This is a genomic window from Bradyrhizobium sp. (assembly GCF_016462955.1).
Lineage (GTDB): Bacteria > Pseudomonadota > Alphaproteobacteria > Rhizobiales > Xanthobacteraceae > Bradyrhizobium.
In genome coordinates this window covers 8,327-9,297 of sequence record NZ_JAEMSD010000266.1, presented here as the reverse complement: position 1 = coordinate 9,297, position 971 = coordinate 8,327, and the positions used below count along the sequence as shown (strand labels likewise).

Below are 971 nucleotides of genomic sequence, written 5' to 3'. Positions count from 1 at the left end.
GCAGCGCATAGAGCATGTTGCGGATGCCGTGCAACTGCAGCTCGAAGCGCTGCGACGGGCGCCAGGCCAGGCGCTCGGTGAATTCGTGGTGATAGAAGGTGTCGAACACGCCCATCGCAATCTGGATGGCGATGAGCGTCCACAGCAGCGGCGTCATGATAGGGCCTCCCTGAACAAGGCGGACTGATGGATCAGCGCGCCGTAGCGCGGATGAATGACATCGAGGGTGAAGCGGAACACGCCCTCGCCGAGGTCGCGGTGCGTCACCGTGAGATCGCCCGGCGTGAGCCATGGCGGCACAGGGATCCAAAGGTGTCCGATTTGCAGGCCATAGCCGGCGCTGCGGAAGACCAGCGTCTGGTCCTCGACCGCAATGCGCAGCGCCATGGACACCCCGAAGCCAACATATTCCTCGAGGCCGGTTGGGCCTGCAAAGCGCTTTGCCGAATGGATCACCTGCGGAAAGCCGCGCTCGCGGGCGCAGATGCGCGTCCAGGTCTGGCCGCCGGTCGCACCGTCCTCGGTGACCGTGACGATCATCGGGACACCGATATCGCGGCCGGTCGGCAATGGCCCACCGATCAGTCGCACCGCTTGCGCGAACCACCAGCCGAGATTGCTGAACGCGACCTTCTCGATGATTCCGACATAGACAACGCTGTCGCCATCGGCGACGCGCTTGGAAAAGCGCCGCCAGGTCGCAAGCGGCAGGCGGCCCCAATCCTCATCCGATAGCAATGCGCGGAAACGGCGATCGTCGAGCAGTTTCGTATGAGCGTAGGTTCGTGCCTTGCAACCTGACAATCGAGCCGACGTCATCGCCCTCTCCTTCCGCTATTTGGTTTTGCCCAGCGGCAGCAGGTTGGCGATCTTCTCGCCAAGCCGCATCAAGGCGACCAGCCGCGGCCGCGGCACTTTCAGCATCTGCATGAACCAGTGGTCGGCGAGCTCGGTGAACGCGAGCATCTCCT

General features: G+C 63.5%; 1 protein-coding gene and 2 pseudogenes. All 3 read right to left on the bottom strand.

Annotated features, from left to right (window positions below):
• Positions 1 to 157, bottom strand: a pseudogene (locus JHD07_RS23920) (TIGR01777 family protein); the annotation flags it as partial.
• Positions 154 to 819: a DUF4166 domain-containing protein gene (locus JHD07_RS23915; RefSeq protein WP_291626530.1), complete on the bottom strand. Its 666-nt coding sequence runs from the start codon at positions 817 to 819 to the stop codon at positions 154 to 156. The gene JHD07_RS23915 and the pseudogene JHD07_RS23920, both read right to left, overlap by 4 nt.
• A 15-nt stretch (positions 820 to 834) precedes the next feature.
• Positions 835 to 971, bottom strand: a pseudogene (locus JHD07_RS23910) (ArsR family transcriptional regulator); the annotation flags it as partial.

Bases quoted from the DNA above. Each gene is read 5' to 3' on its own strand.
- JHD07_RS23915 (WP_291626530.1), bottom strand. From the start codon at position 819: ATGACGTCGGCTCGATTGTCAGGTTGCAAGGCACGAACCTACGCTCAT.